This window comes from Aromatoleum petrolei (assembly GCF_017894385.1).
Taxonomy (GTDB): Bacteria; Pseudomonadota; Gammaproteobacteria; order Burkholderiales; family Rhodocyclaceae; genus Aromatoleum; species Aromatoleum petrolei.
Window position 1 is genome coordinate 4,385,974 of the sequence record NZ_CP059560.1, and the last position, 25,719, is coordinate 4,411,692.

22 protein-coding genes are annotated in these 25,719 nt (G+C 66.8%); 12 read left to right on the forward strand and 10 right to left on the reverse strand.

Annotation, left to right across the window (positions count from 1 at the left end; all coding sequences use genetic code 11):
• Nucleotides 1–3: 3 nt before the first annotated feature.
• The 8 genes from ToN1_RS20045 to ToN1_RS20080 all read right to left on the reverse strand — a co-directional run bounded on the left by ToN1_RS20045 (nucleotide 4) and on the right by ToN1_RS20080 (nucleotide 8,107).
• Complete coding sequence (locus ToN1_RS20045) at nucleotides 4–723, reverse strand: N-formylglutamate amidohydrolase (RefSeq protein WP_169205158.1); 720 nt, start codon at nucleotides 721–723, stop codon at nucleotides 4–6.
• Nucleotides 720–1,973, reverse strand: coding sequence for a glutamate-cysteine ligase family protein (locus tag ToN1_RS20050; RefSeq protein WP_169205159.1), 1,254 nt, complete (start codon nucleotides 1,971–1,973; stop codon nucleotides 720–722). Before ToN1_RS20050 ends, ToN1_RS20045 begins: the two co-directional genes overlap by 4 nt.
• Nucleotides 1,970–3,439 (reverse strand): RimK family protein, encoded by a 1,470-nt coding sequence (locus tag ToN1_RS20055; protein ID WP_169205160.1) that lies wholly within the window; start codon nucleotides 3,437–3,439, stop codon nucleotides 1,970–1,972. Before ToN1_RS20055 ends, ToN1_RS20050 begins: the two co-directional genes overlap by 4 nt.
• Entirely contained in the window at nucleotides 3,436–4,161 is a 726-nt protein-coding gene (locus tag ToN1_RS20060) for a cysteine peptidase family C39 domain-containing protein (protein WP_169205161.1), read from the reverse strand. The genes ToN1_RS20055 and ToN1_RS20060 overlap by 4 nt, the downstream gene beginning before the upstream one ends.
• Nucleotides 4,162–4,332: 171 nt before the next feature.
• Complete coding sequence (locus ToN1_RS20065; RefSeq protein ID WP_169205162.1) at nucleotides 4,333–4,980, reverse strand: response regulator; 648 nt, start codon at nucleotides 4,978–4,980, stop codon at nucleotides 4,333–4,335.
• The gene (locus ToN1_RS20070) at nucleotides 4,964–6,346 is read right to left on the reverse strand and encodes a HAMP domain-containing sensor histidine kinase (RefSeq protein WP_169205163.1); all 1,383 of its coding nucleotides are present in this window, start codon (nucleotides 6,344–6,346) and stop codon (nucleotides 4,964–4,966) included. Before ToN1_RS20070 ends, ToN1_RS20065 begins: the two co-directional genes overlap by 17 nt.
• Nucleotides 6,336–7,319, reverse strand: coding sequence for a quinoprotein relay system zinc metallohydrolase 1 (locus tag ToN1_RS20075; protein WP_169205164.1), 984 nt, complete (start codon nucleotides 7,317–7,319; stop codon nucleotides 6,336–6,338). Before ToN1_RS20075 ends, ToN1_RS20070 begins: the two co-directional genes overlap by 11 nt.
• Complete coding sequence (locus tag ToN1_RS20080) at nucleotides 7,316–8,107, reverse strand: quinoprotein dehydrogenase-associated SoxYZ-like carrier (protein WP_169205165.1); 792 nt, start codon at nucleotides 8,105–8,107, stop codon at nucleotides 7,316–7,318. Before ToN1_RS20080 ends, ToN1_RS20075 begins: the two co-directional genes overlap by 4 nt.
• 342 nt (nucleotides 8,108–8,449) lie before the next feature.
• On the opposite strand from ToN1_RS20080, the gene ToN1_RS20085 reads away from it, so the two are divergent.
• Nucleotides 8,450–10,243 carry a methanol/ethanol family PQQ-dependent dehydrogenase gene (locus ToN1_RS20085; RefSeq protein WP_169205166.1) on the forward strand — a complete coding sequence of 598 codons (1,794 nt, stop codon included), beginning with the start codon at nucleotides 8,450–8,452 and terminating at the stop codon, nucleotides 10,241–10,243.
• 173 nt (nucleotides 10,244–10,416) lie between these two features.
• A complete protein-coding gene (locus ToN1_RS20090) occupies nucleotides 10,417–11,271 on the forward strand; it encodes a cache domain-containing protein (protein WP_169205167.1) in 855 nt (284 codons plus the stop codon).
• Nucleotides 11,272–11,365: 94 nt separating this feature from the next.
• Here the strand turns inward: ToN1_RS20090 and ToN1_RS20095 are convergent, their stop codons facing one another.
• Nucleotides 11,366–13,915: a sensor domain-containing protein gene (locus ToN1_RS20095; protein WP_169205168.1), complete on the reverse strand. Its 2,550-nt coding sequence runs from the start codon at nucleotides 13,913–13,915 to the stop codon at nucleotides 11,366–11,368.
• A gap of 467 nt (nucleotides 13,916–14,382) precedes the next feature.
• Between ToN1_RS20095 and ToN1_RS20100 the strand changes: the two genes are divergently transcribed.
• The 7 genes from ToN1_RS20100 (at nucleotide 14,383) to ToN1_RS20130 (ending at nucleotide 20,742) form a co-directional block, all read left to right on the forward strand.
• A complete protein-coding gene (locus ToN1_RS20100; RefSeq protein WP_169205169.1) occupies nucleotides 14,383–15,174 on the forward strand; it encodes an ABC transporter substrate-binding protein in 792 nt (263 codons plus the stop codon).
• Nucleotides 15,175–15,254: 80 nt separating this feature from the next.
• Nucleotides 15,255–15,947: an ABC transporter permease gene (locus ToN1_RS20105; RefSeq protein ID WP_169205170.1), complete on the forward strand. Its 693-nt coding sequence runs from the start codon at nucleotides 15,255–15,257 to the stop codon at nucleotides 15,945–15,947.
• A gap of 10 nt (nucleotides 15,948–15,957) precedes the next feature.
• Nucleotides 15,958–16,695 carry an ABC transporter permease gene (locus ToN1_RS20110; RefSeq protein WP_169205171.1) on the forward strand — a complete coding sequence of 246 codons (738 nt, stop codon included), beginning with the start codon at nucleotides 15,958–15,960 and terminating at the stop codon, nucleotides 16,693–16,695.
• 110 nt (nucleotides 16,696–16,805) lie between these two features.
• Nucleotides 16,806–17,588: an ATP-binding cassette domain-containing protein gene (locus ToN1_RS20115; RefSeq protein ID WP_169205225.1), complete on the forward strand. Its 783-nt coding sequence runs from the start codon at nucleotides 16,806–16,808 to the stop codon at nucleotides 17,586–17,588.
• Between the two features lie 46 nt (nucleotides 17,589–17,634).
• Nucleotides 17,635–18,681, forward strand: coding sequence for a GlxA family transcriptional regulator (locus ToN1_RS20120; RefSeq protein WP_169205172.1), 1,047 nt, complete (start codon nucleotides 17,635–17,637; stop codon nucleotides 18,679–18,681).
• A complete protein-coding gene (locus tag ToN1_RS20125; protein WP_169205173.1) occupies nucleotides 18,675–19,688 on the forward strand; it encodes an arginine N-succinyltransferase in 1,014 nt (337 codons plus the stop codon). The genes ToN1_RS20120 and ToN1_RS20125 overlap by 7 nt, the downstream gene beginning before the upstream one ends.
• A gap of 49 nt (nucleotides 19,689–19,737) precedes the next feature.
• On the forward strand, nucleotides 19,738–20,742 hold the full coding sequence (locus ToN1_RS20130) for an arginine N-succinyltransferase (RefSeq protein ID WP_244860838.1): 1,005 nt from the start codon (nucleotides 19,738–19,740) through the stop codon (nucleotides 20,740–20,742).
• Nucleotides 20,743–20,897: 155 nt separating this feature from the next.
• Here the strand turns inward: ToN1_RS20130 and ToN1_RS20135 are convergent, their stop codons facing one another.
• Nucleotides 20,898–21,044, reverse strand: a complete 147-nt coding sequence (locus ToN1_RS20135; RefSeq protein ID WP_210147873.1) for a hypothetical protein — start codon at nucleotides 21,042–21,044, stop codon at nucleotides 20,898–20,900.
• Nucleotides 21,045–21,237: 193 nt separating this feature from the next.
• On the opposite strand from ToN1_RS20135, the gene rnk reads away from it, so the two are divergent.
• The 3 genes from rnk to ToN1_RS20150 all read left to right on the forward strand — a co-directional run bounded on the left by rnk (nucleotide 21,238) and on the right by ToN1_RS20150 (nucleotide 25,711).
• Nucleotides 21,238–21,630 (forward strand): nucleoside diphosphate kinase regulator, encoded by a 393-nt coding sequence (gene rnk / locus ToN1_RS20140; RefSeq protein WP_169205175.1) that lies wholly within the window; start codon nucleotides 21,238–21,240, stop codon nucleotides 21,628–21,630.
• A 432-nt stretch (nucleotides 21,631–22,062) separates the two neighbouring features.
• Nucleotides 22,063–24,789 carry a cation-transporting P-type ATPase gene (locus tag ToN1_RS20145; RefSeq protein WP_169205176.1) on the forward strand — a complete coding sequence of 909 codons (2,727 nt, stop codon included), beginning with the start codon at nucleotides 22,063–22,065 and terminating at the stop codon, nucleotides 24,787–24,789.
• Between the two features lie 28 nt (nucleotides 24,790–24,817).
• Nucleotides 24,818–25,711: a universal stress protein gene (locus tag ToN1_RS20150; RefSeq protein ID WP_210147874.1), complete on the forward strand. Its 894-nt coding sequence runs from the start codon at nucleotides 24,818–24,820 to the stop codon at nucleotides 25,709–25,711.
• The last annotated feature ends 8 nt before the right edge of the window (nucleotides 25,712–25,719 follow it).

The following is a 25,719-nucleotide window of genomic DNA, read 5'->3' on the forward strand; positions in this document are numbered from 1 at the left end:
GGATCAGCGCACCGCGATGCGCCCGAGCGCGTCCTGCAGCGCGGCGACGATGTCGGCGCGCAGGGCGTGCCAGCCGGGTTGCACCGGGCGGACGAAGCGCTGGTTGATTTCGAGTTCGATGCCGACGTAGCCCTCGGGACCGAAACAGCGCCGCAGGTAGGCGGTGAAGCCGTCGGATTTACCCGTGTAGGGGTAGTTGCGCCGCACACGCAGGGAAGGCGCGCGCGCGCGCAGGCGGGCGAGCCATTCCGCGCACAGGCTTTGTTCGCCCCCGCGGGCGGGGTCGTAGAGCAGGCCGACGTCGGCCTGGCGCACGACCCCGTCGAGCACGGGGGTGAAGCTGTGGCTGGAAACGTGGATCACGCTGCGGCCGGCCGCGACCTCGGCCTCGATCAGCGCCTCGGCGCGGCGGCGGAAGGGCAGGTAGTAGCGGTCGAGGATTTCGCACCGTATCGGCTCGGGCAGCGTGCGGATGATGTCCGAGTGCAGGCGCGGGTGGCCCAGCGTGCGGTTGAGGTCGACGAGCAGGCGGCTCGTGGTCGCGTAGATCAGCGGGGCGTGCAGCGCGCGGGCGAGGTCGCGTGCGATCGCGAGCGCGCCGGGGTCGTAGCCGCGGTGGCTTTCCAGCAGTGCTTCGTGTCCGGCAAAGCAGTCGCGGTAGCGCGGCGGTACGCGGTTGCCGCCATGCTCGCAGGTGACGAGGAAGGCGTGGCGGGCGTTCATCGCGCGTTCCCGGCGAAGAGGCGCCCGGCGGCCAGGCAATCGCACAGTTCGCGGTACACGGCGGCGAGGCGCTCGCGGTCGAAAGGCTCGCCGACCGCGGCGAGGATGCGGCGGGCAAGCGGGCCGCAGTTGAGGAGGGTGTCGAGCGCGGGCTGCGTCGCGGGCGTGAGCAGCGGATGGCCGGCGCAGGCGTCGAGGAGGTGTCGCCACAGTTCGCGCACTTCGCAGCAGCCATGCGGGAAGTGGAACAGGCGCAGATAGGCCGGGTCGGCGATCACCGCACGGTCAGCGTCGCGGATCGTGTCGAGGAGCATGGCGGCGAGCGTGGCGGTGTCGATCGCCTGCTGCGCGGCGAGCGAGCTCCAGCGGTTCTCGAACAGGGCCTGCGCGACGGCGGTGGTCGCGGCAGCGATGGCGAGGTCCGCCTGTGGGCATTCCTGCAGGTCGATGATGCGGATTTCCAGCGCGCTGCGGTCGAAGCGCGGGATCGCCGCGCGGGTGTTGAGCCATTCGTGCTGCATCACCCCTTCGATGTCGAGCGGGGCGATGTCGCGGTACATCGGCGCGAGCACCTTGGCCTCGTATTCGGCGCGGCTCGACGCGTTATCGGGGATGACGCTGCCCATCAGCGAGGGCACGCGCCGCGGATGGAAGCGGTAGGACTCCATGCGGAAGTCGAGTTCGTGCCGGCGGCGCCCGTCGGCGACGGCGGAGCTCGCGGCCAGCGCGGGTAGCAGCGGCAGGAGCACCCGCACAGCGGCGTGCAGGCGCGCGAACTCCGTGTCGCCGGCGAAGGGCAGGTTCACGTGCATGCTCTGCAGGTTGGCCCAGCCGTGCTGGCGGCAGTCGAAGATGCGGTCGTAGCTGCGGTAGATGGCGGCGTTGTCGTGCGGCCAGAGGCGGGTTTCGCGCGCCGGGTCCATCCACGGGTGCATCGCGGTGGGCATCAGGCGGGCGTTGTAATGCGCGAGTTCGGCGTCGATGCGGCGGATCTCCGCCTGGAAGCCCGGCCCGAGCACGTCAAGATTCGCGCTCGGACGCACGTTCTTGAGTTCGACGAGGTGCAGCACGAGCTCGTTGGACCACGCGAATTCGCCGCGCGGCACTTCGGCGAGCTGACCGCCGTCGGCGTCGCGCAGCAGGCGGTCGGCGATCGGCAGCACCGCGAGCGTGTCGCGGTCGACGATCATGTATTCGAGCTCGATGCCGCAGCCGCTGAAGGCCTTGAGCGGTTGTGCCGGGCTGTTCATGCGAGTCGCCCCGCGTGGTGTTCGAGGCGCGTCGCGAACACGTCCATCACGTGGTGGTAGAGCGCATCCTTGAGCACGTTGTCCTCGTTGCCGGCGTCGACGTTGGGGTTGTCGTTCACTTCGATCACGCAGCAGCGGTCGCCAACCTGCTTGAGGTCGACGCCGTAGAAGCCGTCGCCGATCAGATTGGCGGCGCGCAGGGCGGTGCGCAGGACCTCCGACGGGGCCTCCTCGAGCGCGAGGGCGGTTGTGGGGCCTTCCTCGTAGGTGTTGTGTTCGGCGTCGCGGTGGATGATCTGCCAGTGCCCGCGCGCCATGTGGTACTTGCACACGAAGAGCAGGCGCCGGTCGAGGATGCCGACGCGCCAGTCGAACTCGGTGGGCAGGAATTCCTGCGCGACGATGAGCTCGGAATTTTCGAGCAGGCGGGTGACGTGCGCCTGCAATTCCTCGGCCGTCTCGGCTTTAACGACGCCGATCGACAGGCAGCTGTCGGGCTGCTTGAGCACGCAGGGCAGGCCCAGCGCGGGGATGATGTCCTGCACGTTGCCGCGATGCACGAGCAGGGTCTTCGGCGTGGCGATGTTGTGCTGGGGCAGCAGTTCGGCGAGGTAGACCTTGTTGTTGCAGCGCAGGATGGAGACCGGGTCGTCGATCACGACCAGGCCCTCGGCTGCCGCGCGGCGCGAGAAGCGGTAGGTGTAGTGGTTGATGAAGGTGTTGTCGCGGATGAACAGGGCGTCGAACTGGGGCAGGCGCGCGAGGTCCTGGCGGCCGATGACTTGGGTGGCGAGGCCGAGTGCGCGCGCGGCCTTCTCGAACTTGCGGATCGCCGCGGCGTTGGAGGCGGGCTGAGTGTTGTCGGGGTCGCGCAGGATCGCGAGCGTGAAGCGCGGCAGGTAGCGGCGTCGCGGACGCGGCCAGCGGCCGGAGAAGTAGGCGCGCGCGGATTCGATCATGAAGTCCCGGTGCTGCGGCGGAACCTCCGTGACGGTGACGGCGACGACGCTTTTCACCTGCCAGCTGTCGTGTTTGCGCACGAAGTCGGCTTGCAGCAGGGGGGCCTGGAGCAGGTTGAAGAGGTGGCGACTCAGCAGGTCGTAGCGCTCGGCGAGGTTGCGTCCGAAGTAGATGCTCAGCGTGAAGCTGTCGGACCGGATTGGTGCAAGCGCGCTCTGGATCAGACCGTGCAGGTCCGAGGTGAGCAGGCGCACGAGGTTCTGGGACTGCAGGTCCTCGATCGTCGTCACGCCCGGCAACGGCTTCTGGCTGCGCGCTTCGGCGAGCAGCGACACGTAGTAGCCGAGGCTCTGGTAGCGGTAGGAGCGGCACAGGTTGAACACCTGGGTGACGCCATGTCCGGCGCAGGCGGGGTCGGTGAGGTATTCGCGGGCGGAAACGACGTTGACGTCCGGCAAGGCCAGCGACCAGTCCTTGGGGTTGCTGACGACCACCAGCATGCTCATGCCTGTCTCCCGGATGAGGGACGGATCACCAGCAGGTTGGCGTCGTGGGTGACGATGCCGAGGTGGATCGCCCCCACGGCGCGGTCGATGCCGAGCCAGTAGTCGCGTGTGCCGCCATACGGGTGCGGGCCGTAGGGGTCCGACACGCGCACCGTGCGGCGCGGGCGGTCGTAGCCCGACAGCACGACGAAGTGCCCGCCGGGGGTGCCGCGGATGTCGTCGGGAATGTCTTGCGGGCCGTACTCGCGCGGCGTTCGGTAGAGGTAGGTGGAGCTCAGGCCGGTGAGGATCGGCAGCCCGCGGCGCATCAGGCCGCGCAGCAGGTAGCGTGACAGATCCTTCAGGCGAAGCTGCCCGCCCAGGTGCAGGAATTCGAGATAGCCGCGGGTGACTTCCTGCACCCGCAGATCGTCGGCCTTTTCGACGCGCTGGCGCTGCAGCCGCTCGGCGAGATCGACGCCGCGCGCAAACCACGTGGGGTCGAACACCAGCAGGTTGTAGGTGTAGATGGTTGCGTCGAAGCCGTGGCGCAGTGCGTCGCAGGCGAGGAAGACGGCGACCGTGCCGCCGCGCTGCAGCTTGTTCGTGCGAGCGATGACATCGTCGAGCCGTTCCTCGCGCCCCCAGTAGCGATAGATCGCATGAAGGCAGGTCGGCCCACAGGTGGTTTCGTCCGGCTGCGACAGCATCGCCACCGGCAGCTCGAGGCGGTCGCGCAGCATGGCCTGACTCCCCGGATGCGGAGTCGTGGCCATGCCGGCGTGCCGCCGGCGCGGGCGCCCCGCGCAGTCTGCAGATTCCCTTCAGGTACTCCGTTTAAATAATAGGCGCTAATGCGGGATGCGTCGGGTTTTGTGCAGCCGCTCCGAGCGGGAAGTCCCGCGGATTTGCGCTCAGGCTTCGATCAGGCCCGAACGCACGGCGATCAGCGCCAGTTCGGCGGCATTCGCGGCGTTGAGCTTCTGCTTGATGTGGTAGAGGTGGGTGCCGACCGTGCTGGGGCTGAGCTTGTGCGTGTCGGCGACCTGGGTCACGGAATTGCCTTTCGCGAGTTCCAGGAAGACGGCGAATTCCTTGTCGGTGAGTGCGTCGGCGGGGTCGTTGCTACCGCCGAACTGGGCGAGCGCGAGCTGCGGGGCGAGTTCGGGGTCGACGTAGCGCTGGCCGCGCGCGACCTGGGCGACCGCGCGCACCAGTTCCTGCGGCTGGGCGCGTTTGGAGAGGTAGCCGGTGGCGCCGGAGCGCAGTGCGCGCATCGGGATCTGCGAGTCCTCGTGTGCCGAGAGCATCAGCACGCGGGCGCCGGGGTGGCGCGCGCGCAGGCGGTCCAGCGCGCACAGCCCGCCCAGCCCGGGCATGGTCACGTCCATCACGAGGGCGTCGGGCTGGTGTTCGCCGACAGCGGCGATGGCGGCCTCGCCGCTGTCGGCCTCGGCGACGATGGTGGCACCGGCGCCTTCGAGCAGCATGCGGAAGCCCATGCGGACGATGGCGTGGTCGTCGGCGAGGACGAGGCGGAGGTTCTCAAGACTGGTGGCCATGGGGGCTTTCCTCGGTGCGAATCTCGGAGGGATTGGAGGGCAGCCGGGCGCAGACGCGCAGGCCGCCGCCGGGGGAGGTGTCGAATTCGAGTTCGCCGTGCAGTTCGGCGACGCGCTCGCGCATGCCGGTGAGGCCGTAGCGGCCGGGGCGTGGGTCGGAAGGCAGGCCGCGGCCGTTGTCGCAGACCTCGAGTGCGACGGCGCCGGGCTGGAAGTCGAGCCGCACGTCGACCTGCGTGGCACCCGAGTGGCGTGCGACGTTGGTGAGGCTTTCCTGCAGCAGGCGCAGCACGGTGAGGCCCAGCGCCTCGCTGGTCGGTTCACTGGCGGGGGCGGTGCGGCAGTCGACGCGGATGTCGGGGTGGTGTCCGGACCACAGGCGGCAGTAGTCGGTGACGGCGCGGTCGAGCTCGCCGGCGCCGGTGCTTGCCGGACGCAGGCGCTGCAGGATCGTGCGCACGCCGTCCTGCATCTGGCCCGTCATCGCGAGGATAGCCTGGGCGCTGCCGTGGAGCTGCGGCTGGTCGTCGCTGCGTTGCAGGATGGCGCCGGAGATCGCGCGCACCGCGGTGATGGCCTGGCCGAGTTCGTCGTGCAGCTCGCGCGCGATCACGCGGCGCTCCTCTTCGAGGCGGGCCTGAACGGCACGGGCGAAGGCCTGGTCTTCCTCCAGGCGCAGGTTGTGCGCGCGGGTGTCGTCGAGCGTGTCGGCGAGGCGGTTGTAGCTCGCGGCCAGCCGGTCGAGTTCGGCGACGCGGTAGCCGGGCAGGCGCACATCGAAGCGGCCGTCGGCGCCGCGCGCGAGGGCGGCGTCGATCTGTGCGAGCGGCGCGAGCGCGCGGTGCAGCGCCAGGCGCGCGGCAAGGGCGAGCACCAGCAGCAGCGCGAGGGCGGTGCCGAGGCCGGCGGCGAGATCGTCCCAGGCGTCGAGCACGGCGCGCGAGGCGTCCGGGCGCAGCACGATCTGGCGGTCGCCGGCGTCGAAGTGGCGCACCGGCAGCGCGGGCGTCATGTGCTCGGCGAACCAATCGGGGGCGAAGCGACCCGGCTTGTAAGTCGATTCGGGCGACACGTAAAGGCGGGCGCCGTCCGGGGCGTGCACTTCCAGCTGGTTGGCGCGCAGCCGCCCCACCGCGCGCAGGTGGGCCATCAGGCGCTCGGGGCCGTCGGCACGGTCGCGCAGGGTCTCGGAGACGAGCACGGCGACCCATTGCTGCGCGACGTGGCTGGCGGCGAGCACCTCCTCGTGGATCGACTTGCGCGTCTCGCGCACCCACCAGCCGGTGGCGGCGAGCAGCACGAGTGCGAGGACCGCGGCGAGCACGAGGCCGACGCGGGCGCCCAGGGTGGTCGATCTAGCGCGCACGGGCTTTCTCCAGGACGGCCTGTTCCGCGGCCGGATAAAGATGGACGACCGAACGTCGGTATTCGCGTTCCACCTCCGCAAGGCCGCGGAACTGCGGCGGGATGGGGCGGGCGAGCATCTCGGTCATGTCGAGGCCGGATTCGGCGCCTTCGCGCATCGTCGCGGCGAGCCACTCGAGGTAGGCGCGCGTCTGGCGCATCGGCGTGTCATCGGTCGAAGGGTCGCCGTGGCCGGGCACCCACTGCCTGGCGGGGATCGCGGCGAGGCGTTCCAGTGCGGCGAGCCAGTGCGTGACTTTGGCGTGCGGGGTCGTGGCGGCGCGGTCGTGGAAGAGCAGGTCGCCCGCGAACACGGTGCCACTCGCATGATCGATGAGGACGAGGTCGGCGGGCGTGTGGCCGTCGAGCGCAAGGATCTCGATGTCGCGCCCGCCGATGTTACGCCGCCCGGGCGCGAGCGCCTGGGCGGGCGTCACGCGCTCGGTGCCCTTCATCCAGTCGCCGGACATGCGGTAGAGGTTCTCGTTGAAGGCTTCGCCGTCCTTCCGGATGCCGTGCAGCGTCTCGGGCAGCGCGGCGAGCGTGGCGGCGGGCAAGGCCTGGTTGCCGAGGAAGTGGTCCGGGTGGTGGTGGGTGTTGATCGTCAGCACCACCGGCAGCGGCGTCACGCGCCGGAGCGCCGCGAGCATCTGTTCGCCATAGCGACGCGAAGGGCCGGTGTCGATGACGACGACGCCATCCGTGCCGACGAGGAAGCCGGTGTTGACGATGTTGCCGCCGTTGGCGGGCGTGAAGTCTTCGCGCAGGCCGACGAAGACGTACACGCCAGGTGCGATCTGGCGCGGTTCCAGACGGTAGTCGAAGCGGGCGGCGTCGGGCAGGGCAGAGGGCGCCGCGGTCGAGGTCGCCGCCGGTGCGAGTGCCAGGGCAGAGCCGACGAGAAGCAGCGCACGGACCAAGGCGGGCGTTCTCATTGCGTCACCCATGCGTCGATGCGATTGCCGTTGTTGTCGCGACCGCGCGCGTGGATGCGCGTGCCGGCTGCGGCCTCCGCGGGGAGGTCGATCGTGAACAGCGGATTCTCGGACACCGGTTCGTAGGCCCGGATGCGCATCAGTTCCGCGCCGGATTCGTCGGCAAGCGTCAGCTCCTCGATGTGGAAGACCGGGATGCCGGGGGCGAGGCCGGTGTCCATCGGGTGGATCACGCGCATGCGCAGGCGTTCGCCGCCGTCGACGCGCGGGAAGATGCGGCCGCTGACCTCGTTCAGGCGCTCCTGCCATTCGGGCGAGCCCGAGCCGGTCGACGGCGCGGTGCAGCCGCCGCCTGTCGCCGTGATCCACGTGCCGCCCACGTGCCATACGCCGTCGGCGGTGCGGGCGGCGGCGCGCACCGGCGAAGATTGCTGCAGCTTGAGGCGGAAGCCGAGGGCGGGGCGCGCCTTCTTCGGCTCGAAGCGCAGCACCGCGAGGATGGGATTGAAGTCGGCGAACACGAGCACCTCTTGCACACCGGGCAGTGCGCTCGCATCGACGGAAACCGGGACGTTGAGCGAGTCCTCGGCGATCGCAGGGGCTGCGACCTTCACGCGTGCATCGAACACCACGCTGTCGTTCGGGAAGAAGGTCTTCACCATGTCGCCCCAGCGCGCGGAATCGAGCGGGTCCGCCGCGACCGCGTCAACGGCCGGGGGCGCGGCCGGCGCCTCGGTCAGGGGGTACATCCAAAACATCGCCAGCACGATCAGGGTCGAACTGCGCATCGGGTCTCCTCCGCGGGGGCGGTCGATGCCGCCCTCCTTGTTTGTGCACCAAATCGAGCAAGGGATGTGCCACACAGCGGAGCAGCGCATCTGTGCACGATCCGGGGTGTAATTGCTCCAAAACGGAACAGGTGCTGTCAATCAGAACAATGAAAAGCGCTAGGTGTCCCGATTGCGCCTTGAAAAAACTGTTCCTTGGGCCATGTTTCAGGAACCGGAGCGGATTTTCGGGGGGGGCGCGGCACGGTGGCACGCCCTTTGCGAATCCTGTTGCCGAATCCGGTCGCCCGGTCAGGGAGGCGGTTTCCAACAATACGACGAGATTCGAAAAGGAGGATTCAAATGGAGCAGATCCGGAAACGCGCAGGCTGGTCGGTCGCGGTATCCGCCCTCGCGCTGTCCCTGGCAAGCATGGGGAGCGTGCAGGCCAAGGAGGTGACCGACGCCGACATCCTCGCGGACGGCACCGGCAACACCTCGCAGATCGTGACCTACGGTCTCGGCACCAAGGGGCAGCGTTTCAGCCCGCTGGCGAAGGTCAACCCGCAGACGGTGAAGAACCTCGTGCCGGTGTGGTCGTTCTCCTTCGGTGGCGAGAAGCAGCGTGGTCAGCAGTCGCAGCCGATCATCTTTGACGGCAAGATGTACGTGACCGCCTCCTACAGCCGCATCTTCGCGCTCGACGCGAAAACCGGCGAGAAGCTGTGGAAGTACGAGCATCGCCTGCCCGACGGCATCATGCCATGCTGTGACGTGATCAACCGCGGCGCTGCCATCTACGGCAACCTGGTGATCTTCGGCACCCTCGACGCACAACTGGTCGCGCTGGACAAGGACACCGGCAAGGTCGTGTGGAAGGAGAAGATCGAAGACTACAAGGCGGGCTACTCCTTCACCGCCGCACCCCAGATCGTCAAGGGCATGGTCATCACCGGCAACTCCGGCGGCGAGTTCGGCATCGTCGGACGCGTGGATGCACGCGACGCGAAGACCGGCAAGCTGATCTGGTCCCGCCCGACGGTCGAAGGTCACATGGGCTTCAAGTACGACAAGGACGGCAAGCAGGTCGAGAACGGCACCTCCGGCACGACCAACGCCACCTGGCCGGGTGACCTGTGGAAATCGGGTGGTGCGGCCCCGTGGCTGTCTGCCTACTACGATCCGGAAGTCAACCTGATCTTCATCGGCACCGGCAACCCCGCGCCGTGGAACAGCTGGCTGCGCCCGGGCGACAACCTGTACTCGTCGTCGACCCTCGCGATCGACCCCGATACCGGCAAGATCGTGTGGCACTACCAGACCACGCCGCACGACGGCTGGGACTTCGACGGTGTGAACGAATTCGTGTCCTTCGACTACAAGGATCCGAAGAGCGGCAAGATGGTCAAGGCGGGTGGCAAGGCGGACCGCAACGGCTTCTTCTTCGTGCTCGACCGTACCAATGGCAAACTGAAGAACGCGTTCCCGTTCGTGAATCGACATGACTGGGCCGACCGCATCGACCTAGAAACCGGCCGTCCGGTCTTCAACGATAGCAAGCGTCCGCCCAACCCCTTCACCGAAGGCGGCGAAGGCAAGAAGGGCGAATCGATCTTCGCTGCCCCTTCCTTCCTCGGTGGCAAGAACCAGATGCCTATGGCATACAGCCCGAAGACCGGCTACTTCTATGTGCCGTCGAACGAATGGGGCATGGACATCTGGAACGAGCCGGTGTCGTACAAGCGCGGCGCGGCCTACCTCGGCGCGGGCTTCACGATCAAGCCGCTCAACGAGGACTACATCGGCTCGCTGCGCGCGGTCGATCCGGTCAGCGGCAAGATCGTTTGGGAGGTGAAGAACAACGCGCCGCTGTGGGGCGGGGTGCTCACCACCGGCGGCAACCTGGTGTTCTACGGTACTCCCGAGGGCTACCTCAAGGCGATCGATGCGACCAACGGCAAGGAACTGTGGAAGTTCCAGACCGGTTCCGGGATCATCGCGCCGCCGATCACCTGGGAAGACAGCGGCGAACAGTACGTCGCCGTGGTGTCCGGCTGGGGCGGTGCGGTGCCGTTGTGGGGCGGTGACGTCGCCAAGCGCGTGAATATGCTCGAGCAGGGCGGTTCCGTGTGGGTGTTCAAGCTCCATAAACCCTGATCGGCTGGCGGGGGCCGGGCGGACGTGTCCGCCCGGCAAGCGCCCCGGTTCGCCGGGGTGGTCGGCTGAGCCTGCCTGGGCCTGCCCGGGATGGCCCAATGGCGCCCGGGCGGGTTCAGCCGACCATCTCGCCAAAGCATCGATTTTTCGCATCCGTCAGTGAGGAACCGCACGTGAAACAACTCCCCCTGAAATCGCTCGCCGCCGCGACCCTGCTTGCGCTCGCCGCGCAGTCCGCCACGGCGGTGGACCGCAGCACCCCGCGCGAAGCGCGCACGCTGTTCGATCAGGCGGTCAAGTACATGGAAGCGAATGGCCCCGAGCGTGCCTTCGTCGCCTTCAACGACCGCAGCGGCCAGTTCGTGCACAAGGACCTGTACGTGTTCGTGATCGACGACAAGGGCGTCTATCAGGCGAGCGGTGCGGCGCCCGAGGCGCTCGTCGGCCTCACCGTGCTGAACACCACCGACGCGGCGGGTAACCCGTTGTTCCGCGAGATGATCGACAGCACGCGTGTCACGCCCGAGGCGACGGTGCGCTACATGTGGCTCAACCGCGTGACCAACAAGGTCGAGCCCAAGGTGAGTTACGTGCGCAAGATCGGCGGCTACGTGCTGGGCGTCGGCTACTCGGCACCGCGCGCGAACGCCGACGATGCGCGCGCGATGCTCGATCGCGCGGTTGCCCTTGCTCACAGCGAAGGTCATGCGAAGGCCGCCGCCGCGTTCAATGACCGCCGCGGCACTTTCGTGAAGGACGACCTCTACGTGTTCATGGTGAATCTCGGCAGCGGCAAGTTCGAGGCGATGGGGATGAATCCCGCGTTGTCGGACACCGATGCGAGTGGCCTCGCGGATGCCGAGGGTCACAAGATCGTTGCCGAGATGATCGAGAAGCTGAAATCGGCCGACTCAGCCACGGTCGATTACGTGTGGCGCAACCCGGTCACCAACCGCGTCGAGAAGAAGCGTTCCTACGTGCGGCGCGACGGCGACTCGCTGATCGGGGTCGGCCACTACATGGAGTAATCACCCGGCTGCACGCCGGGCGCCAGCAGTCCGGGCGCCCGTGGCGGGCGAGCCACGGACGCAGGGCAAGCTTCCGGGGAGAAGCTGTCCTGCTTCAATTGGCCGCGTAGCCCGGCCGGCGCCGATCCCTCCGGGCGCCTCCCGACCGCCGCTCCAGATGGTGCCTCGCCGCAGTGGCGGGGGCATCGAGCAGTCCCGCCAGTTCATCCGCCGCCATCGGGCGGCCGAACAGGTAACCCTGGGCCTCATTGCAGCCGTGGCGGCGCAGCAGCGCCGCCTGCTCGACCGTCTCCACGCCCTCGGCGATCACGCGGTGATTGAGCGAGCGGGCGATCTGGATCACCGCGCGAGCGATCGCCCTGTCTTCGGCGTTGCTGCACACGTCCGTCACGAAGGAGCGGTCGATCTTCAGTTTGTTCAGCGGGAAGCGCTTGAGGTAGGCGAGGCTCGAGTAGCCGGTGCCGAAATCGTCGATCGCGAGCCCGTAGCCGGCGCGTTTCAGCGCATCGAGCACTTCGCGCGCCGCGTTCACGTCTTCCATCAGCGTCGATTCGGTGAGCTCAAGCTCGATCAGGTCCGGCGCCACGCCGGTATCGCGCTGCACCGCGGCGAGTGTCGCGACGAGGTCAGAGCGATAGATCTGGATTCCCGAGACGTTGATGCTCACCTGGATCGGGAGTCCTGCATCGCACCAGCGTCGCGCCTGGCGGAAGGCCTCGTGGATCACGTACTCGCCGATGGGGAGGATGAGGCCGCTTTCCTCTGCGACGGGGATGAAGCGGCTCGGGCTCACCGGCTCGCCGTCGCGCGGCGTCCAGCGCAGCAAGGCCTCGGCGCCGAACACGCGCCCGGTGCGCAGATTGACCTGCGGCTGATAGACGAGGCTCAACTCGTCGCGCCCCAGGGCCTGCCGCAGGCCGCCGTGCAGGATCAGGCGCTCGGCCGCCTTGGCGTTCATCTTTTCGTCGAAATAGCTGAAGGTGCCGCGTCCGCATTCCTTCGAGTGATACATCGCGGTATCGGCCTTCTGCAGCAGGGTGTCGAAATCCCGGCCGTCCCCGGGAAAGACCGCCACCCCGATCGAACCGCCGACGCTCAGCACCTGCCCCTCGATCTCCACCGGCGCCTCCATGCAGGCCTCGATCTTGCGGGCCACGCTGACGACGTCCTCGGGGCTGGGAACGTGCTCCAGCAGGATCACGAACTCGTCGCCGCCCAGGCGGCTGATCATGTCGCTGCCGTACAGCGCATGACGCAGGCGGTCGGCCACGGCGATCAGCAGCGCATCGCCCACAGGATGCCCGAGCGAGTCGTTCACGCGCTTGAAATGGTCGAGATCCAGGAACAGCAGGGCGAGGTGGTGCCCGGTGTGCAGGGCGTGCTCGGCGGCCTGGGCGAAGCGCTCGCGCAGCAGGCGGCGGTTGGGCAGGCCCGTGAGCGCGTCGTGGCGGGCGAGGAAGCGGACACGCTCCTCCGCCTGCCTGCGCCGCGTCACATCCGAGAAGGCGCCGACGAAGTGCGCAATGCGGCCGGCATTGTCGCGCACCACGGAGATCGACAGGCGTTTCGGATAGATCTCGCCGTTCTTGCGCCGGTCCCAGATCTCGCCCTCCCAGCGGTTCTCGGCGAGCAGGATCTCCCACATCTGGCGATAGAAGTCGCTGTCGTGGCGCCCGGACTTGAGCACGGCGGGCGTGCGACCGATGACCTCCTCCGCGCCATAGCCGGTGATGCGCGTGAAAGCCGAGTTGATGCTGATGATGCGGTTCTCCGCGTCGCACATCATCAGCGCCTCGCTGCTGTTCTCGAACACCGTGCTTGCCAGTTCGAGCTGGCGCTGTTGACGCTTCTGCGCGTCGATGTCCGAATACACCCAGATCGAACCGCCGTGGGGGCGCTGGGGATCGAGCGGGCGGCCGATGCGATAGCACCAGATCGGCTGCCCGTCGCGCCGCTGCAACATCACCTCGTCCTCACTGAAACCCTGTGCTTCGAGCCGGTGATAGAGGCGGATGCCGTTCTCGCGCCAATCGCGATTCGACGGGTAGAGCATCGCGGTCTTCTGGCCGACCAGGTCCTGCGGTTCCGCATAGCCGAAGAGCTCCGCCATGCGCGGATTGCAGCGCAGGATCACGCGATCCTGGATGTAGGCGATGCCGACGTGCGCGTTGTCGAAGATCACGCGCTGCTCGTCCAGCAGTTCCTGTAGGCGGCGCTCCGCCTCCTTGCGCTCGGTGACGTCCTGCAGGGTCTCGATCGCCCCGATCACGCAGCCGCGCTCGTTGCGGATCGGCGCCGCCGTGAAGTGCAGCCACATCCCGCCCTCGCCGAGGTGGGGGAAGAAATCCTCCGCCTCGTAGCTGCCGGGGATGCTCTTCGACGGCCGATACTTGCCGGCGTAGTACGACGGGATGAGCATTTCGATGCATCCCGAGGCGACCAGGTCGGCCATGACGGGACGGCGCTCGGCGTAGAAGGGGCGCCACTGCTCCGTCGTGCCGACCATCTCGTCTGCCGATACACCCAGCATCAGCTCGCATGCGTGATTCCAGTAGCGGACGCGGTGCTCGTTGTCGATGACGAAGGTGGCCACCGGCGAACCGTTGACCAGTTCGCCGACTCTTGTCTCCAGAATTTCAACCATCTCGGATCGGGGAAAGTCAGTTGTTTTATATGAATTATTTATGGGGTTATATAACGAAGAGCTTACTGGCAACTTGCAGTGCGACGCCAGCAAGTTGCGTACCCATTCTTCCCATTGCCGCGAAACCCGCGAATTCCGCGGTTTTTCCGGGGTTGTTGCGACCGTGGTGACAGTTTTGCGACATTTGCTATCAGCTTTGCCCCCCTCCGCTGCGAGGGTAGCGGCTGCGGATGGACCCGATTGACAGCAGGCGAGCCTTGTAGCAATGAGACTTTGCGCGGAAGGACGATCTGTCCGCGAAAAAATACTGCGCTGCAAAAATGGTGGAGAGCCCTCATTGAGGTGCAGGGGATTTTTTGCCACCATGCGCAGCGTTTCGTGTTGTTGATCCAACGATGCCGTGGTCTTGCGCGCGCGCCGAACCCAGGGGCGCGCAACCGCTGAGAAGAACTCATGAGGAATTCCGGATGAAAAAGACTGCACTGATTTTCGCCATGCTCGCCCTCACCGCGGGTGGCGCCTTCGCAAAGGACTGGAAGGAGATCCGCCTGGCCTCGGAGGGCGCCTATCCCCCGTTCAACATCACCGCCGCCGATGGGTCGCTGCAGGGCTTCGATGTCGATATCGGCAATGCGCTGTGCGCCGAGATGAAGGCCAAGTGCACGTGGGTGAAGCAGGAATGGGACGGCATGATCCCGGCCCTGGTCGCACGCAAGTTCGACGCCATCGTCGCGTCGATGTCGATCACCGAGGAGCGCAAGGCCAAGGTCGACTTCACCGAGAAGTACTACGCCTCGCCGCTGGCGCTGATCGCCAAGGGCGGCTCGCCGTTGCGCCCCGACACCACCTCGCTCAAGGGCAAGAAGGTCGGTGTGCAGCGCGGCACCGTGTCGGACAACTTCGCCACCAAGTACTGGGAAGGCAAGGGGCCTGACCTCGTCCGCTACGCGAAGCAGGATGAAGCCTACCTCGACCTGAAGTCGGGCCGGCTGGATGCCGTCTTCGCCGACTACCTCGAAGCCTACGGCGGCTTCCTGACCAAACCCGAAGGCAACGGCTACGATGTCGCGGGCGATCGACTGTTCGGCAAGAGCGCCGAAGAGAAGGGCGTCATCGGCGAGGGCATCGGCATCGCCGTGCGCAAGAAGGACAAGGAACTGACCGCGCAGCTCAACAAGGCGCTCGCCGCCATCCGCGCCAACGGCAAGTACGAGGAAATCCGCAAGAAGTACTTCCCGATGGATATCTACGGCAACTGATCGCCGCCTGGAAAACAAGCGCCGGATTGCTCCCGCAAGCGGCGCTTTTTCTTTTCCCGTTTCCCTGGAGTCAGTGTCCGATGGATGCCCTGATCGAATACTCCCCCAGCCTGCTCGGCGGCGCGTGGATCACCCTCAAGGTGGCGTTGCTGTCGCTGATGCTGGCGGTCGCCAGCGGTCTGCTGGGGGCCGCGTGCAAATTGTCGAACCTGCTGCCGCTGCGCCTGTGGACCATGTTCTACACGACGATCGTGCGCGGCGTGCCCGACCTGGTGATGATGCTGCTGGTGTTCTACGGCGGCCAGCTGCTACTCAACGAGGTCGTCGACTACTTCGAGTGGGAGTTCATCGAGATCAACCCCTTCGTCGCCGGCGTGCTGACGATCGGCTTCATCTTCGGCGCCTACTTCACCGAAACCTTCCGCGGCGCCTTCCTCTCCGTTTCCGCGGGCCAGCTCGAGGCCGGGCGCGCCTACGGCATGAGCGGCTGGCAGGTGTTCCGGCGGATCATGTTTCCGCAGATGTTGCGCTTTGCGCTGCCCGGCATCGGCAACAACTGGCTCGTGCTGCTGAAGAGCACCGCCATCGTGTCGATGATCGGCCTCTCGGACATGACCTCGCTCGCCGACCAGGCGGGTCGCTCGACGCACCAGCCCTTCACCTTCTACCTCGCCGTCTGTGCGCTCTACCTCGCGATGACCGCGGTGTCGGGCTACGTCCTCAACCGCCTGACTGCGCGCTACAACGTCGGCGTGCGCGAAGCCCACGTCTGACGGAGCCATCATGGAACTGTTCGATTTCCAGGTCATCACCACCAGCCTGCCGGAGTTCTTGCGCGGCCTGCTGATGACGCTGCAGCTCACCGGCATCGCACTGCTGGCCGGCTTCGCCGGCGCCGTGCCGCTGGCCGTGGCGCGCGTGTCGAAGAACCGCTGGGTGAGCGGCCCGGTCGCGGCCTACACCTACTTCTTCCGCGGCACGCCCATGCTCGTGCAGCTGCTGCTGATCTACTACGGCGCCGGCCAGTGGCAGTGGATGCAGGACGCGTGGCAGGCGGGCCATCCCTTCTGGCTGCTGTTTCGCGAACCCTTCTTCTGCGCGCTGCTCGCCTTCGGCCTCAACACGTGCGCCTACACCATCGAGATCATCGCCGGTGCGATGCGCAACACCCCCCACGGCGAGATCGAGGCCGCCAAGGCGATGGGCATGAGCCGCTTCAAGGCACTGCAGCGCATCGTGCTGCCGTCCGCGCTGCGCCGTATGCTGCCCTCGTACAGCAACGAGGTGATCCTGATGCTGCAGGGCTCGGCGATCGCCAGCGCGGTGACATTGGTCGACATCACGGGCGCCGCGCGCAACGTGTACTCGCGCCATTTCGCCCCCTTCGAGGCCTTCGTTTTCGCCGGTCTCATCTACCTCGTGCTCACCTTCATGCTGGTGGGCATGTTCAAGTACGCCGAGGGGCGCTGGCTCGCGCACCTCGCCCCCCGCAAGGCCACGAAGCGCACGGAGGCTGCATAATGAACCACGCCGCGACTTTCGAGCGGATCAGCGTCGATGACCCGTACAACTCCAATGACCGGCACGCAGCGCACAACCATGCCTCGTCCGCCGTCACGCAAGGAAGCGCAATGAACCACAAGGCCACCGTCGAGCAGGTTCGCGTCGAGGATCTGCACAAGTCCTACGGCAACCACGAGGTGTTGAAGGGCGTGTCGCTGTCGGCGAGTTCCGGCGACGTCATCAGCATCATCGGTTCGTCGGGCTCGGGCAAGAGCACTTGGCTGCGCTGCATCAATTTCCTCGAAAACCCCACTTCGGGCCGCATCGTGGTCGGGGGCAAGGAAGTGGGCCTGACGCGCAACCGCAAGGGCGACCTTGTCGTCGCCGATCCGAAGCAGCTGCAGCTGATCCGCACGCGGCTCTCGATGGTGTTCCAGCACTTCAACCTGTGGAGCCACATGACGGTGCTGGAAAACGTCATCGAGGCACCCATCCACGTGCTGGGCATTCCCAGGGCCGAGGCGCTGGAGCGCGCCGAGCGCTACCTCGAGCGCGTGGGCGTGTGGAAATTCCGCGATGCCTATCCCGCGCACATGTCCGGCGGCCAGCAGCAGCGCGTCGCCATCGCCCGCGCACTGGCAATGGAACCCTCCGTGCTGCTGTTCGACGAACCGACTTCGGCGCTCGACCCGGAGCTCGTCGGCGAGGTGCTGAAGGTCATGCGCTCGCTCGCCGAGGAAGGGCGCACCATGCTCGTGGTCACGCACGAGATGGGCTTTGCGCGCGAAGTCTCCAACCACGTGATCTTCGTCCATCACGGACGCGTGGAGGAGCAGGGCAACCCGAAGGAAGTGCTGGTGCGCCCGCAGAGCGAGCGGCTGCAGCAGTTCCTGTCGGGCAACCTGAAGTAATCGCGCGTTTGCGTCGGCAGACGGGCGCAGCCAGGGCGCGGCCAACATGCGCTGGGACCGGCCCGTCGATGTGGAGCGCGGCGCACCGCCGCTCGACATTACCGTGCTGCTGCTGCCGCCGGTGTCGCTCGGCACCCTGGGCGCTATCGTCGACCCCTTCGTCGAGGCCAACCGGGTGGGCGGGCAGCGCTACTACGCCGTGCATCTCGTCTCGGCCGACGGCGCCCCGGTCGCGCTGCCGGGCGGCGGACGCCTGTCGGTGGGCGGCGCAATCTCGTCACTGGTGCGCTGCGATGCCCTCGTCGTGGCCTCGGACCTGCACCAGCCCGGAACCAATGCGGCGGACATCGTTTCGCAACTGAAGCGCATCGCGCGCGTCGGCGCCGCCTTCTGCGGCAACCGCGGCGGGGCCGGCTGGCTCGCGGAGGCGGGCCTGCTCGAGAACCGCCGAGTCGCCGTGCACTGGGAGGACATGACGCTCTACCGCGAGCGACACCCCGAGCTGGTGCTGTGCGCGACCCTGTACGAGATCGACGCCGACCGCCTGACCGCGTCGAGCAGCCAGGCGACGCTCGACATGATGCTGTGCGTCATCGCCCAGCAACTCTCGCCTCGCCTCGCCGACGACGTCGCGCGCCAACTGGGGCTGGACCGCATCCGCCCCGGCCACGAGAAGCAGGCGGTGCCGGCGAAGAGCCGTATCTCGCAGCATCCCCCAAAACTCACCGAGGCGCTGCTGGTGATGGAAGCCAACCTCGAGGAGCCGCTCGGCTCGGACGAGATCGCCGAATGCGTGGGCATCTCGCGCCGCCAGCTGGAGCGCCTGTTCAAGCAGAACCTCGACATCCTGCCGTCGCGCTATTACCAGGAACTGCGACTCGAGCGCGCGCGCCAGCTCATCGTGCGCACGCAGCAGTCCATCGTGCAGATTGGCCTGTCCTGCGGTTTTTCGTCCGGCTCGCACTTCGCGACCGCCTACCGCGCCCATTTCGGCATCACGCCGCGCGAGGACCGCTCGCGCGCCACGCTTACCGGCAGCCAGGGAATGGACTCCCGCGCGGCCGGCACGCCCCCCACGGAGCCCTCATGGTGACGATCCGACCCGCCCAGTATTCCGATCTGGACACGCTGGCCGAGACCGCCGCGCGCGCCGGCGCGCCCGACGTTTCGCTGCCGAACGACCCGCGGCAACTCGAACGCCTGATCGCGCAGAGCGAGGATTCGTTCGCCGCGGACATCGACTTTCCCGGCGAGGAGCAGTACCTGCTGGTCGCCTGCAATCACGAAGTCATCGTCGGGGCCATGCTCATCGTTGCGGCTGCGGGTTACCCCGGGGCCGACTATTCCTTCCGCAACGAGACCATCATCCACGCCTCGCCCGAGCTGGGCGTGAATCACCGCATGTATGCGCTGACGCTCAGCCACGAGCTCTCCGGCTTCACCTTGCTGCGCCCGCCGCTGGTCGCACGAGATGGCCGTCGCGCCCGTGTCGAGCGCGCGCTCGTGCAGGCTGCGCTGGCATTCATTGCGGCGCACCCCGGGCGCTTTGCCGAAGACCTGATCGCGCCGCTGCCCGGCGTGGTCGACGACGAGGGCGAATCGCCGTTCTGGTCGGCCGTCGGCAGCAAGTTCTTCGGCGTCTCCTACCGCGAGGCCGAGCGGCTGGCGCTGGGCAAGGACCGCAGTTTCATGGCCGAGCTGATGCCGCACCATCCCATCTACGTGCCCCTGCTGCCCGAGGGCGCGCAAAACGTCCTCGGCCAGACCCGCGCCGGCTACATGCCGACCTACGGCCTGCTGATCGATGAAGGTTTCGAAGCCGAGCGCTACGTGGACGTGTTCGACGGCGGTCCGACTTTCTGCGTCAAGCGCGCGCTGGCGCGCACGATCCGCGTCGCGCAACAGCTCCCGCTCGCGGTGGATGGCGCCATCGGGCGCAGCGAACCCGAATGCCTGCTTGCGAACGGCGAAGCCAGCCGCTTCCGTGCCGTGCTCGCGCCCGCACTGCGGCGCCCCGACGGCCGCCTTGCCACGACCGGGGATGCCGCGAGCCGGCTCGAACTGATCGACGACGACGAGGTGTGCTGTGTCACGGCCTGAAGCGCATTCTCCTTCCCGTGCGCCTTCCGCTTCCGCCGGCCGCTTCATCGTGCGCGTTGCGCGTGCGGACGACGCCGCGGCCTTCCATGCGCTCGTGATCGAGGCGGACGGCGCCCTCGAGCGCCACGCGGAATCGCCCGATGCGAGCCGCGCGACGCTGGAGCGGGTCGAGCGCAGCCTCGCCGGCGAGGCGAGCGATGCGGAGCGCGGCTACCTGCTGCTGCTCGAGGACTGCGCGAGCAGCGAGATCGTCGGGTGCGTGCAGCTCGTGTGCAGCATCGGCCTCGATCAGCCGTTCTACGACTACCGCCTGGGCAGGATCGTCCATTCCAGCTCGCGCCTGCAGTCCTGGCGCTGCCACGACGTCCTGTACCTGTGCAACGACCTCACCGGCTGCAGCGAGCTGCACAGCCTGTACGTGCGGCGCGACGCGCGCGGCATGGGCGGTGCGGCGCTGCTGACGAAAGCCGCACAGCTCTTCATCGCCACCCGGCTCACCGAGTTCGCACCGCGCACCATCATCGAAATGCACGGCGTGCGCGGTGCCGACGACACCTCGCCGTTCTGGGAAGCGGTCGGCCGGCACTTCTTCAAGGTCGACCAGCGCGGTGCCGAACGCCTCGTCGCGCAAGGCCGCAAGGCCTTCATCGCCGAGCTGATGCCCAAGCACCCGGTCTACCTGAGCCTGCTGCCCGAATCGGCGCAGGCCACGGTCGGCGGCATCCACCCCGAAGTCGCCGCGCTCGCACGCCTGCTCGAACGCGACGGTTTCCACTTCGAGAACCATGTGGACATCTTCGACGCCGGCATGGTGCTCGAGGCACACACGCACACTCTGAACGGCGTCGCGAACGGTCGCGAGGTGGTGGCGGAGGAGATCGATCCGGCGCAAGGCGCGGGGTCGTGGTGGATCGCGGCGGGCGAGGGCGCGGGCTTTCGCGTGTCCGCCGCGGATGGCGTGCTCATCGAGGAGCGCCTGCGCCTGTCGCCCGACACCCTGCGCCGGCTCGGGGCAGAGTCCGGCTCCGTGGTGCGCGTGCTGGGTGCGGCATAACGGGCGACGCAAAGAGCGTTTCGAGCCGCCGCCGCAACAGGACCACGTGAACGAGCCGGTGCGCCAGTCGGTCCATGCGGTTCCCGCCATTTTTGATCGCGCAGCGCGTCACCGGCCAGGAGGCTGCGATCCTTGGCCATGCAATGATGCTCGTGTCAGCAGTGGATGGGATGATCGTGCGACAGCGACGCGGCGAGGTCTTCCGCGCCGAACGCGGTGAGCGTGGTCTTGCGTTCCTGCGGCGCGAGGATGCGGTCCTGGATGCTGTCCGCGCAGATCAGCCCGAACATGAAGACCGGCACGTGCCGAAAATGCTCATGGAGCAGGATAAGCCCGGAAGGCCGAGTCCCACCCTGCGGCAGAGTCCTTTAATTTGTTTCCGCTATGGAAACAATCTTGTGCCTTCTGCACGGCTTATCGAACTCCGCCCCGACTCCTATCATGGAGTCTCCATCGGCGGGAGGCGCCGTTTTGTCCAATTGAGACGAGGAAGCCATGCAAGAGGGTAACATCATCGTGAGTGAGGTCGACTTTGTGCGGCTGATGGCGATCCAACCGCATCCCTCTCTGCGTGCAGAACTGGAGCGGGCAATTGTGATTCCCGTGGAATCAATCCGGACGGATGTCGTCACAATGAATGCGCACGTTCATTACCGAGACGAGAAAACGGGTCTCGATCGCGAAGTGACAATCGTGTTCCCCGAAGAGGCAGACATTCAGCAGGGGAAGGTCTCCATCCTGGCCCCGGTCGGTGCCGCGCTGATCGGTCTCTCCGCAGGTCAGGCGATCGACTGGGAATTTCCGGATGGAACGGAGCGCCGCTTGACCGTCATCGCAGTTGAACAGGCGGACAGCACGAGTCGGGCAGGCGCGAATCACCCGCATTGAACGACGCGGCGGGCCCCCAGCCCTGTCGTGCGCCGGCCCGGAGGGCAGGCTAGGCGCACCGTCCGGGACGCAGCGCTAGGTCGCGACGCACAGGAAAAAATCGCGATACCCGCGGCGGTCCCGTCACGAGTCCCCCGGTCGATGATTTGCCTGGTGAGCGCGTGGCCCCGCCGGCCGGCCCGGCGCGCTCCCTGTTCCTGACTATTCCCGGATGTCGGGCACGGTTGCTCACGCCGAGCCGGGTACATCGCCCCCGCGTCGGACAGGAAGTGTTCGGTCACGCTGCCGACAGAAAATGTGTCGAGCATGCCGTCCCTGTGCTTGTCCATGACGATCAGTTCGCAATTCATTCCCTGTTTTTGTTCGATGATGTGAACTGATGGGGTGCCGAACCGCGGCCCTTGCCTACGATTAACTGGAATCTGCCCATCGATGAGCGAGCGTCACCTTGATCCTGTCCTGTCCGCTGGATGGCATGCGCTGTCCGGGGACGAGGTTGGACAGATATTGCAGACCGGGCCGGATGGCCTGAGCGATGACGAAGCACTGCGGCGACTCGGGCAGTACGGTTCGAACCGGCTCGCTCCGCCGGCCAGGCGCGGTCCGCTCGCGCGGCTGCTGATGCAGTTCCACAACATCCTGCTGTACGTGATGCTTGGCGCGGCCATCATCACGGCGGCGCTCGGGCACTGGATCGATACCGGCGTCCTGCTCGTTGCGGTGCTGATCAACGTGATCATCGGCTTTATCCAGGAGGGCAAGGCAGAGACTGCGCTCGACGCCATCCGCGCGATGTTGTCGCCGCATGCGACGGTGATCCGCGCGGGGCATCGGCGCGAGATCGATGCCGCCGGTCTGGTGCCGGGCGATCTCGTGTTCCTGAGCTCCGGTGACCGTGTTCCGGCGGATCTGCGTCTGGTTTCAGTCCGGGAGTTGCGCATCGAGGAGGCGGCGCTGACGGGCGAATCCCTGCCGATCGAGAAGGGAACGGAGCCCGTAGGCGTCGATGCCGCGCTGGGCGACCGCTACGGCATGGCCTACTCGGGCACCTTTGTTGTGTACGGTCAGGCGATGGGCATCGTGGTGGCGACGGGCAGCAAAACGGAACTGGGCAGGATCAATCAGATGCTCGCGGACATCCGGAGGATGTCCACGCCCCTGCTGCGCCAGATCGACGAGTTTGGGCGTGTGCTGGCGTTGACGATCATCGGCCTGTCAGCGGCGACTTTCGTGCTCGGCACCCTGTGGCGCGATCACGCGCCCGCAGAAATGTTCATGATGGTCGTCGCACTCGCTGCCTCGGCCATTCCAGAGGGCTTGCCGGCGATCATGACCGTGACCCTAGCGCTCGGAGTGCAACGCATGGCCCGTCGCAAGGCCATCGTTCGCCACTTGCCGGCAGTGGAAACGCTTGGCTCGGTAACGGTCATCTGCTCCGACAAGACGGGTACCCTGACGTGCAACGAAATGACGGTGCAACGCTTCGTCTGTGCCGGCCACGTGTTCGATGTGGGGGGCGTCGGCTACGCTCCCGCGGGGGACTTCAGCATCGACGATCGTATCGTCGAGGTCGAGCACTATCCCGCGCTTTCCCTTGCGATCCGCGCCGGCGTGCTATGCAGCGATGCGCGATTGCGCGAAGAGGATGGTCTGTGGCGGGTCGAAGGCGATCCGACCGAAGGCGCACTGCTTGTGGCAGGACGCAAGGCTGGATTTTCACAGCACGCCGGGGACACGGCATGGCCGCGGACGGACGCCATCCCGTTCGAGTCCCAGCATCGTTTCATGGCGACATCCCATCTTGACCCGGACGGCGACCCGTGGATCTTCGTGAAAGGCGCACCCGAGCGGATCCTCGACATGTGCGAATTCCAGCTGAACCACGATGGCGAGCGGCCGCTGGATATCGATTACTGGCGCCGGATGGCAACCGACACGGCGGCACAGGGATTGCGGCTCCTCGCGTTGGCGTGCAAGCGCAGCGCTCCAGTCGCGGGTCCGCTGAGTTTCGCCGACGCGGAGCACGGGTACGTGTTTCTCGCGCTGGTCGGCATCATCGATCCGGCTCGCGAGGAAGCCATCGACGCGGTGGGCGAGTGCCACCGCGCCGGCATCCGCGTGAAGATGATCACGGGTGACCACGGCGAGACGGCCCGCGCAATCGGTGCGCAACTGGCCATCGGCGTCGGCAAACCATTCATCACCGGGGCCGAGGTGGCCGTGATGGATGACGCCGCGTTGCGGCGGGTGGCGATGGAGTTGGATGTATTCGCGCGGGCCAGCCCCGAGCACAAGCTGCGTCTGGTGAAAGCGCTGCAGGACGACGGCCAGGTGGTCGCGATGACCGGCGACGGGGTGAATGACGCCCCCGCATTGAAGCGGGCCGATGTCGGCGTGGCGATGGGCCTCAAAGGTACCGAGGCGGCCAAGGAAGCCGCCGACATGGTGATTGCCGACGACAACTTCGCGACGATCGCGACCGCCGTTCGGGAAGGCCGCGCCGTTTATGACAACCTGAAGAAATTCATCCTGTTCATGTTGCCCACCAATGGCGGTGAGGCGCTCGTCGTTATCGCGGCCATTCTGTTCGAACTGGCCCTGCCGCTGACGCCCGCGCAGGTGCTGTGGATCAACATGGTCACGTCTTCGACGCTGGGCCTGGCGCTCGCCTTCGAACCGGCTGAGGGCGACGTCATGAATCGCCATCCGCGGCCGCCGGGCGAAGCCTTGCTGTCGGGGTTCTTCATCTGGCGGGTGCTGATGGTCTCCGTGCTGATGATGACCGGTGCGCTCGGACTCTTCCTATGGGAATTGGACATGGGCACGAGCGTGGAGACGGCGCGCACGATGGCCGTCGATGCCGTCGTGATGGCTGAAATGTTCTACCTGCTCAACAGCCGCTTCATCTTTGCGCCTGTCACGAACTGGAAGGGGCTGACCAGTAATCGTCATGTCCTCCTCGCGATCACCGCCTGCATTCCGCTGCAGATTGCCTACACGCACGCGGACTTCATGCACGGCATTTTCAATTCGACTGCGCTCACGCCGATGGAATGGAGCAAGGTGGTGGCAGCCGGCCTGCTCGTGTTTGTCGTGGCGGAGCTCGAGAAATTCTTCATTCGCCGCAGCGGCCTTGCTGCACGCCTGAGCCATGCATGAATGGGCATCCGCCCGAGGAGAAGTGACCGTGACGGACATCAGCAAGATTCATCCCCCCGATTCCCCTCCCGGTCGCCTGCTCCTGGCGACCGATCTCGGTGTGCGCTGTGACCGCGCACTGGACCGCTCGGCGCAACTCGCCCGCGAGTGGCATGCGGAGATCGTCGCCCTGAACGTCGTCGATCCGTCGGTTTACCCGGACCGGACGCTTGCCTGGATCGGTGGAGCGACGGACGACGAGTTGATGAATGTGGCGCATCGGCAGCTTGCCCGCGACCTTTCGGGCACGGGGATGCCGGCGAGGGTTCGGATCGTGCGGGGACGGGACCCCGAGACGGCAATCCGCGAAACGGCCTGCGCCGTCGAGGCAGACCTGGTGGTCACCGGAATCGCACGTCAGGAAACCCTGGGACAGCTCCTGTTGGGCTCGACCAACGAGCGCCTGGCCCGCTGCCTGCGACAACCCTTGCTGGTCGTGCACGCTCGGACGCACGGGCCCTACAGACGGATTGTGGTGGCCACCGATTTTTCCGCCGCATCCCGCCAGGCCTTGCTCACGGCGATTGCGTTCTTCCCAGGCCGCGACGTGACGCTTTATCATGCTTACACCCCACCGATGTCCGGTTTCAGCACCAATCCGGCGAGCGTGGGAGCTGCCTTGCGGACGGCGTATGCACAATGCGCGGCCTTCATCGAAGGGACGCCGCTTCCGACAGGCATCGACCTCCATGCCGTGGTCGAATGCGGTACCTTGGTGTCGACACTCGGATGTTACGTGCGCAAGAACCGGGTCGATCTCGTCGTGATCGGCCGCAACCGGCGCGACGGAATCATGAACTTCATCCTTGGCAATACCGCGGAACGGCTGCTGGAGGGGCTCTCGTGTGACATGCTGATCGCACAAACGGCGCGCGCTCCCTGAACCTTTTT

Coding starts and splice junctions, on each gene's coding strand:
- ToN1_RS20100 (WP_169205169.1), top strand. CDS start 14,383: ATGAAAAAGACTGCACTGATTTTCGCCATGCTCGCCCTCACCGCGGGT.
- ToN1_RS20080 (WP_169205165.1), bottom strand. CDS start 8,107: ATGCGCAGTTCGACCCTGATCGTGCTGGCGATGTTTTGGATGTACCCC.
- ToN1_RS20115 (WP_169205225.1), top strand. CDS start 16,806: ATGAACCACAAGGCCACCGTCGAGCAGGTTCGCGTCGAGGATCTGCAC.
- ToN1_RS20050 (WP_169205159.1), bottom strand. CDS start 1,973: ATGAACAGCCCGGCACAACCGCTCAAGGCCTTCAGCGGCTGCGGCATC.
- rnk (WP_169205175.1), top strand. CDS start 21,238: ATGCAAGAGGGTAACATCATCGTGAGTGAGGTCGACTTTGTGCGGCTG.
- ToN1_RS20125 (WP_169205173.1), top strand. CDS start 18,675: ATGGTGACGATCCGACCCGCCCAGTATTCCGATCTGGACACGCTGGCC.
- ToN1_RS20065 (WP_169205162.1), bottom strand. CDS start 4,980: ATGGCCACCAGTCTTGAGAACCTCCGCCTCGTCCTCGCCGACGACCAC.
- ToN1_RS20105 (WP_169205170.1), top strand. CDS start 15,255: ATGGATGCCCTGATCGAATACTCCCCCAGCCTGCTCGGCGGCGCGTGG.
- ToN1_RS20055 (WP_169205160.1), bottom strand. CDS start 3,439: ATGAGCATGCTGGTGGTCGTCAGCAACCCCAAGGACTGGTCGCTGGCC.
- ToN1_RS20095 (WP_169205168.1), bottom strand. CDS start 13,915: ATGGTTGAAATTCTGGAGACAAGAGTCGGCGAACTGGTCAACGGTTCG.
- ToN1_RS20085 (WP_169205166.1), top strand. CDS start 8,450: ATGGAGCAGATCCGGAAACGCGCAGGCTGGTCGGTCGCGGTATCCGCC.
- ToN1_RS20120 (WP_169205172.1), top strand. CDS start 17,635: ATGCGCTGGGACCGGCCCGTCGATGTGGAGCGCGGCGCACCGCCGCTC.
- ToN1_RS20145 (WP_169205176.1), top strand. CDS start 22,063: ATGAGCGAGCGTCACCTTGATCCTGTCCTGTCCGCTGGATGGCATGCG.
- ToN1_RS20045 (WP_169205158.1), bottom strand. CDS start 723: ATGAACGCCCGCCACGCCTTCCTCGTCACCTGCGAGCATGGCGGCAAC.
- ToN1_RS20075 (WP_169205164.1), bottom strand. CDS start 7,319: ATGAGAACGCCCGCCTTGGTCCGTGCGCTGCTTCTCGTCGGCTCTGCC.
- ToN1_RS20110 (WP_169205171.1), top strand. CDS start 15,958: ATGGAACTGTTCGATTTCCAGGTCATCACCACCAGCCTGCCGGAGTTC.
- ToN1_RS20060 (WP_169205161.1), bottom strand. CDS start 4,161: ATGCTGCGCGACCGCCTCGAGCTGCCGGTGGCGATGCTGTCGCAGCCG.